We start from the raw sequence: 7,598 nt of genomic DNA on the forward strand, positions 1-7,598 counted from the left end.
GAGTTATGCTTCTTTAAAATATGCCTTATATTTAATCTTTGGAATCTTAATTGTTTTATTGCTTAGTGGTTGTTCTTTAATCTCTTTTAAATACATTGATCCGCAGTATTATAAGTTTAAGAGGTTGTGCAAAAATGTAGATTCTGAAGTAACGATTTATAATCAAGATTATTGGGAGATGTATAGCGATTATGTAGAAAAGCGTTTTAAAAATTCTAAAATAGACGAGGAAAGAATAGAATATTTTTATTATGAAAAATTGAATATGAAAGTTTATCCATATAATATAAGAGAAATATTAAAAACAGAACAAAAAAATGGCAATATTACAATACAAACATTTGATGAATACTATAAAAATATACATTATGCTAGCTATACAAGATATAACTACAATGGGAAATCTTTAAAATTGCGAGGCGATGAAGCTGCTGGGTGGCATTGGGAAACAGAAGATAACCATACTTGTAGTTATTTGGACAATTTTTACAAAGAGCGAGGGAGATAATGGCTGAAAATACTAAAAATATTAAAACTCACGAGGCAGATTATAAGCTAACACAGAAATTCTTGGATTATGCTAATTGTGCTGATGCGAGTTATGCTTCTTTAAAATATGCCTTATATTTAATCTTTGGGATCTTCGTGATTGCATTGTTGAATGGTTGTTCTTTTAAATACATTGATCCGCAGTATTATAAATATAAGAATTTAGTTCAAAGCAATAGTTTTGTTTTGTATGATAAACAACTTAAAGCAATTGGGGATTTGTATTACAATACCAAGATTGCAGTAATTTTAGAAATGAATAAAGATGGCAGTATAGAAAAAGCAACTTTTCAAGAATATTTATCAAGAATTTACCAAAAAGAGTCGAAGCTTAAGGGTTATGTGTGTTATAATAAAGAATATCCTAAAGAAAATATAAGCTCTAGGATTGTCCATCAAAGAAGTGATGAGATATGTGAAAGAGATAATAATCGTTATATCTATAGAATCTTTCATCGCTATACTTTTACTGAAATAGGATTATTTTTTGGTGGCGATGAAGGTAGAGGATTCTATTTTAGAATGACAAGAGATAGGGCTAATCACGGAATGTATGATATTATTGATAGATTTTGGAGTAATTAATTAAAGACTTTATTATGGCAAAAAACATACAAACGCATAATGCAGATTACAAACTAACGCAGAAGTTTCTTGATTACGCTAATTGTGCTGATGCGAGTTATGCTTTTTTAAAATATATTTTATATTCTATTCTTGGAATCTTAGTGATTGTGTTATTTAATGGTTGCTCTTTTTCTTTTAAATCCATTGACCCGCAGTATTATAAATTTAAAAAACTATGTGCTAATGTGGATTCTGAAGTAGAAGTATATAATCAGGATTATTTTGATATTATTAAGAATTCTAAAAATATAAAGACAAATGTGGAAGGCTGTTTTTATAGTGAGAAATTACAGCAAAGGATTTGCTTTAGAGATTTTCAGGTTGAAACGCATGAAGAATTTGAAAAAGGAAGGCTAAGTAAACTTTCAATAAAAAGGTATTACGATGGCATAAATTTTATAACCTATACAGAATATTGGTATAGCTATAAAAATTTAAAATTACAAGGTGATGAAGCTGCTGGGTGGCATTGGGAAACTGATGATTTTTTAACTTGTAGTTATATGGATAATTTTCTCTATAATCCTCATAAGTTAAAAAGGTAGAATATGACACAAGAAAAAAACATTCAAACGCATAATGCAGATTATAAGCTAACACAGAAATTCTTGGATTATGCTAATTGTGCGGATGCTTCTTACGCATTATTGGAATATGTTTTTACTGACGAAAAAAAGGATAGTAAAAAAATTACAAAACAATTTGATACCCAAACTCTAGGCTCAACCTATTTCAACAAAGATACTAACACAGAGCAAATCTCCACCTACGCCCGAGCTATTGAAGCACGATTTATGCAAGATTCTAAAAATCCTCAAGGCAAGAAAATTGATAATAAGATTACAAATGTATCTAAAGAAATAGATTCTGCACAATACAAAGATAGCAATGGTTGCCATATCTTTAATGCAGAAAACAATATCTGTCAAAAACTCTATCCTAAAGGGTTGTATATTATTCTTGGAATCTTAGTTGTTTTATTGCTTAATGGTTGTTCTACCAAAATTTTTAATTCTCAATATGATGAATTTCAAAAATTGTGTGAAGAGGTAAGTGGTATTTACGAATATGAAGAACCATTAATCGAAGTAAGCAATGGCTACAAGGGAAATTTACCAAGTAACGATGACAAGTGGGAGCAAGATATGATTGGAGAAATTACATATATCTTACATAAACAAGGCAAGATAACGCAAGTTTTTACTATGTATGCTAATAGCATAAAAAATGAAAAAGGTTTTGCAGTTGAATCCTATGCAATAGAAATAGGTTTTATTTACGATAAAGGTGGATTTTTTATACCTAAAATCGATGGCACTCCTTTTCAAAATACTGACAGCTGTATGAATCGTGATAATAAATTTACTTTAAATAAAGGCGAACGATGGTCTTATTTTGCGGTTTTAGAAAGTGGATTGCAGTTAAGTTATAGATTTAAATATACAAAGGAAAATAAACATAATGTTTGGTTTCAAAAAGGTCGTAAAACTTCATTTAATGAAATAAAAGTCGGTGAGAAATGAAAAAGAATATTAAAACACACGAAGCGGACATAAAATTGACACAAAAATTTCTTGACTATGCTAATTGTGCAGATGCAAGTTATGCAAGATTAGAATATATACACAAAAATATAGGGAATGACAAGAAAGCCGATGATTTAACTTTTGGGAATAAACTTAATAAAGATATTGAAATAAAAGACGATGAGGGAAATTTATTATACACCAAACCCAAAGACACAAACACAGCTTATGCTTGTGCTATCGAAGCACGATTTGAACAAGACACAATAGGAAAGAAATATAATAACAACATTATTCAAGTAAAATTGGATTCTAAACTCTCTAAAAGAACCATAAACTTCGTTAATCGCTTTCAGCTTTTATTTCATCAACCAAATACAGAATCTGGATTCTCTGCTACTCTCTTTAAAGACACAAAAGCAGATTCTAAAGATTCAGAATATATCTTAGCTTTTCGTGGCACAGAAGATTCTAAAGATATATTTGAAGCTGATGTTTCTTTGATTGGTGGTGCTATACCTAAAAAGCAATATTTGGATATGCTAGACTTTTATGGCGAATGTATTGAGAAAAGTTATATCACAGAATCTACTCCCTTAATTGTTGTGGGGCATTCGCTAGGTGGGTGTTTAACGCAACTTTTTGCCTTATCCTTTGCGACACCTACGCATTCTGGCATTATTAAAGAAGTCTATACTTTTAATTCCCCAGGTGCTAAAAAGCTTGATTTTAATGCGGTATTGATTGATATGAATGATAATTATGCAGATAATCTCCAAAAGGTTTTAACGCTCAAGAGAATAAAATATCATAAAAATAAAATAGATGAGCTTTTAAGAGAAATCTATCAAAAGTGCAAGAGTGGCTATGATATGCCAAATGCTAACTTTCATCACTTGCTTATTAGTGCGAAAGTAGAAAGAGATACTAGCTCTTATAGTCAGATAAAAATTACCCTTTATGCGATTCATCTTAATGAATTTTATGCTAATAAAATAGAAAATTTCTTTACCAATAAGATGTTGCAACAACCATTAGCGTGTAAAGATTCTATCCACCATATAGAAGCTGATGACGATTCTAATCCCAATAACAATAAAAAAATAGATAATCTCATACAGGATTTAGGCAAAGACATAGATGGGAAGCATTATCTGCTTAATATTTTGGGGGAACATTTTACAGGGATACGATACTTTATGATTAATGAATGGTTTGATTCTCACTATCTATCGCCACTAATTATGACATTAAAGGAAGCTATAATGCTAATGAATAATAAGGTTAATAATGGTATTAATAATTTATTAGAATACAATCAATATAAAGAACAAATTAGTCAATACGAATATCAATCACACCCTATCCACATAGCACGAGAAAATATCCTTTTAGAAGCAAAGTTGTCTAATGACATTGATGTAACTCAAGAGGAATTAGAAACAATGATAATGGAAATGGATTATCCAACTGATTTTTTATATGCAATTTCTTATGTTACTGATAAGGAAAGTTATGCTTGATAAATTGATAAACTTAAAACAATTTACAGAAACGAGTCATTCTATCTTAGAACAGCAAGCCTATAATATTACTCTATTTCATGACTCTTTAAGAGAGCAGATTATAAGACAACTTCCTAAAGATATTATACAAGAGCAAGACCGCAACCCTTACGACCTCTTATCCTCCCTCCATTTCCACAATGCTTACTATACTTATGTAGATTCTAAAGAGTTAGAGAATCTAAGCATTAATGATTTACAAGATGAATCTAAACTAGGATATTTGTATTGCCTTTATACCTGTAATCCTTTGCTAGTGCTAGATAATGAAAATAATACAACACTAAATAGCAAAGTCATTACGCAAAATTTTGGTTATAAAGATGATTTCTATCTCTCTTTTATCGCTAATAAAGATTCTCTAAACAACGAGTATTTACAAGCTAGAAAAGCCTTGTATAAAACAATGATAAATCTAAGAGAGGAAAGAGAGCAAAAGCATAAAGAGGAGCAGGATAGAATCTCTCAATTAAGTTACAAGGAATACAAAGAGGAGCAAAGAGAAAAAGAGAGACAAGAAAGGCTACAATCAAGAGTGAGTAAAAGAAATACTAATAATGCTAACAACCTTATCTTAGAATCCAATGATAAAAACAATGTGATTATCTTTTTAGATTCTGCTAACTCTTTATCTAATCTCATCCATATCCACGATGAAAGAATAGATATTTTTACTAAAGATAGCACAAGGCTAGATATACAAGAGTTAGAATCTCTCATCAACAAATATAATGATAGCTTTAGAGATTTCAACAATACAGAATCTAATCCTATACATAACACCCAATCAGATAATGACAACATAGAATCTAAAACCAATAATCCAGAATCTAATAATCAAGAATCTAAACTTACTTCAGATTCTTTGTATTCTAGCAACACACAAATATTTTTATATTCTCAATTATTACTAGGCTCTAAAGAATCTCCTAACAATCCCTTATTCTTTGGTGAGCTAGATTCTAAAGGTGAGTTTATAGAATCTAAGCCTGTGTATCACTTAAGTGGCGAAATAGACTACGATTCAAAAGATTCTAAAGAGAGCTTTACTCAAACCCTCCAAATATTTCTAGGTAGCAATACCCTAACTCTTTTAAACTACTCCCTCTTAGATTCTAGCCTCAATATTAAACTCAAATGTAATTCCTCTGAATCTAAAGCCATACTAGAGAGAGAACAAACACAAAGAGAGCAGATACAAAGAGAATCCACCCCCATAGATTCTCTAACAAGCACCGCAATGCTTCACCCAATACTAGAGGATAATGAGATTAAATGTCCTCATAATGGAGTAGTAAAGCTAAAGAGTAATAAAGGCAAACCTTTTACTTCCAAAGGTATTCCTATGATTTTAGAATCTGATTTATTACATAGCTCTATCATAGGTTGCACTAATAATATAGCAGGAGTGCCTACTCCTTGTACCTCTGTATCTGTAATACTCCCTAGTGCTAGAGGATTAAAAAAGTTTAATGATGATTATCCTATTATGCAAGATTTAGTCTCTAGTGGTGTAATGAGTGATAAAGGCTTTCCTCTTATTTGCACTCCTAAAGAAAATACTTTTAGGATAAACTCACCAAATCCTAGTAATGCTAATACACAAAGCAAAGAAGCATTAAGCTCTCAAATAGATATAACTATTCCCTCTTTAACTCTTATTACGCCTTATAGAGATTTAGAGGAATATTATTTCACACCAAGCACTTATGAAAATAGAGAATCTAAAGAACAATACATTTCTTCACAAAGTGGCTTTTATACGCCAAATGATACACTAGAGATAATACTACCTCCATTATCTAAAAACACAGATTATGCTAGATTAGATTCTAATCCTACTCTTACACCAATACTACAAGATATAAGCAAGATATATAATCCTATATTCTTTAGTTATAGAATCCTTACTCTAAGAATTGCCTACACAATTTATGAATACTTGCTTATTGTGCCAAAAACTATGCCTAAATTCATAAATAAACTTTTAAAAGAACAAAGAGAGAAAGAAGAATTAGGTTATGGTTATGGGAGATTTATAGATTTAAGCAGGGATTACATGAGGGAATGTAACATAGGGGAAGGAAAAAATGGGGACAATACAAAAATATCTTTACTTAATATACAAGGCAAAGTATTACTAGCACCTAATGGGTGCGAAAGAGTAAGGGTGGAGGTGAGGTAGGGAAAATGCCCAATGATTTGAAACATATAGGTTTATGCTACAATATACAATACAATTGCAATCAAGAATAATAAAGGAATACATGATGGCTTTTAAGATTAAATGTGAGAGTTGCGGGGGTAGAATTCACAAGGTTTGGGATACACTCTCCATATTTATCAACCAAATACTGAATCTGGTTTTTTGCTACCCTCTTTGGAGAAAAAAGAAAGCAAAGGAATACAGAATCTAAAGGAGTTATATAATGAAAAAATTTCTAAACTTTATAATATTATTTAGTGTTGCTTTGTTGTTTAATGGTTGTATTAGTGGTTGGGGGTGGCTTGTGCCATATAACTTGCAACCAAGTTATCATCAATTTAAAAAAATGTGTAAGTTAAATGAATTACCTAATAATGAGGAGAAGTATAATAAGATTCTAGGGTATTTTGGTAAAAAGTTAGGTGACATAGATGACTTTCCACATACCAAGAAGTATTCGGATGGGATAGACTATATCACTCTAGTTGTTTATTATCATCAATATTTTAAAGAGCAAGAGGAAAATTCATTGGAAGGAAAAATTGCATTACATAAAATGGCAAGTGAAACTCCCAAAGAAAAATATAGGTTAGATTCTAATAATATAAAGAGTATGTTTTTATCAACGTCGTGGAAATCTAACCGCTATTATATGGATGGTAACGAAGGGAGTGGATTTTATTGGAATCAAGAAATATTGCAGTGTATTGATGTAAAAGGAAAAAAATAATGAATAATAAACAACAAATACAAAAATTAAGAGACAATGCTGAATTGGCTATGGCAGCTTATGGGTATTTTGATTTAAAGACAAGCGACACTAATCAATTATTTCTTGTGTTAAAAGATGAAAAAGGCAAAGATAGGGTAGATGCAAGTGGAGGCCCCGTTACACAACAGATTACTCTTACTGATATTATGGATAGAACTTATAAAAACTATGAAGTTTATAAGCCAAGCCCTTTATCTACGCTAAAGCCTGAAAAAGTAGGTAAACTCGATGGCGACATGACTCCCAATCAAGCTAAAAGATTCTTTTCTTGATATGATTTACTCATTCATCAACCAAATACTGAAAGTGGATTCTCTGCTACTTTATTTGGAGAAAAAAGAAAACAAAAGAAT

General features: G+C 30.7%; 8 protein-coding genes. All 8 read left to right on the plus strand.

The features are described from left to right. Positions 1-508: hypothetical protein (locus tag LS81_RS11405; RefSeq protein WP_161976769.1), on the plus strand; the 508-nt coding region annotated here is incomplete at its 5' end. Beyond that, positions 508-1,134: a hypothetical protein gene (locus LS81_RS11535; RefSeq protein ID WP_034344436.1), complete on the plus strand. Its 627-nt coding sequence runs from the start codon at positions 508-510 to the stop codon at positions 1,132-1,134. The genes LS81_RS11405 and LS81_RS11535, both read left to right, overlap by 1 nt. A 14-nt stretch (positions 1,135-1,148) precedes the next feature. After that, positions 1,149-1,721 carry a hypothetical protein gene (locus LS81_RS10015; RefSeq protein WP_034344433.1) on the plus strand — a complete coding sequence of 191 codons (573 nt, stop codon included), beginning with the start codon at positions 1,149-1,151 and terminating at the stop codon, positions 1,719-1,721. Positions 1,722-1,724: 3 nt separating this feature from the next. Further along, positions 1,725-2,699 carry a hypothetical protein gene (locus tag LS81_RS11540; protein WP_052096411.1) on the plus strand — a complete coding sequence of 325 codons (975 nt, stop codon included), beginning with the start codon at positions 1,725-1,727 and terminating at the stop codon, positions 2,697-2,699. Then, positions 2,696-4,225: a Tle-like phospholipase domain-containing protein gene (locus LS81_RS10025; protein ID WP_138069923.1), complete on the plus strand. Its 1,530-nt coding sequence runs from the start codon at positions 2,696-2,698 to the stop codon at positions 4,223-4,225. The genes LS81_RS11540 and LS81_RS10025 overlap by 4 nt, the downstream gene beginning before the upstream one ends. Then, a complete protein-coding gene (locus tag LS81_RS12145; protein ID WP_237022228.1) occupies positions 4,218-6,452 on the plus strand; it encodes a hypothetical protein in 2,235 nt (744 codons plus the stop codon). Before LS81_RS10025 ends, LS81_RS12145 begins: the two co-directional genes overlap by 8 nt. 244 nt (positions 6,453-6,696) lie before the next feature. Next, a complete protein-coding gene (locus LS81_RS11545; RefSeq protein WP_138069924.1) occupies positions 6,697-7,203 on the plus strand; it encodes a hypothetical protein in 507 nt (168 codons plus the stop codon). Further along, complete coding sequence (locus tag LS81_RS11550) at positions 7,203-7,517, plus strand: hypothetical protein (RefSeq protein WP_052096535.1); 315 nt, start codon at positions 7,203-7,205, stop codon at positions 7,515-7,517. The genes LS81_RS11545 and LS81_RS11550 overlap by 1 nt, the downstream gene beginning before the upstream one ends. Positions 7,518-7,598 lie beyond the last annotated feature (81 nt).

It is taken from the genome of Helicobacter trogontum (assembly GCF_000765905.2).
Taxonomy (GTDB): domain Bacteria; phylum Campylobacterota; class Campylobacteria; order Campylobacterales; family Helicobacteraceae; genus Helicobacter_A; species Helicobacter_A trogontum.

Bases quoted from the DNA above. Each gene is read 5' to 3' on its own strand.
- LS81_RS11540 (WP_052096411.1), top strand. From the start codon at position 1,725: ATGACACAAGAAAAAAACATTCAAACGCATAATGCAGATTATAAGCTA.
- LS81_RS11545 (WP_138069924.1), top strand. From the start codon at position 6,697: ATGAAAAAATTTCTAAACTTTATAATATTATTTAGTGTTGCTTTGTTG.
- LS81_RS11550 (WP_052096535.1), top strand. From the start codon at position 7,203: ATGAATAATAAACAACAAATACAAAAATTAAGAGACAATGCTGAATTG.
- LS81_RS12145 (WP_237022228.1), top strand. From the start codon at position 4,218: ATGCTTGATAAATTGATAAACTTAAAACAATTTACAGAAACGAGTCAT.
- LS81_RS10015 (WP_034344433.1), top strand. From the start codon at position 1,149: ATGGCAAAAAACATACAAACGCATAATGCAGATTACAAACTAACGCAG.
- LS81_RS10025 (WP_138069923.1), top strand. From the start codon at position 2,696: ATGAAAAAGAATATTAAAACACACGAAGCGGACATAAAATTGACACAA.
- LS81_RS11535 (WP_034344436.1), top strand. From the start codon at position 508: ATGGCTGAAAATACTAAAAATATTAAAACTCACGAGGCAGATTATAAG.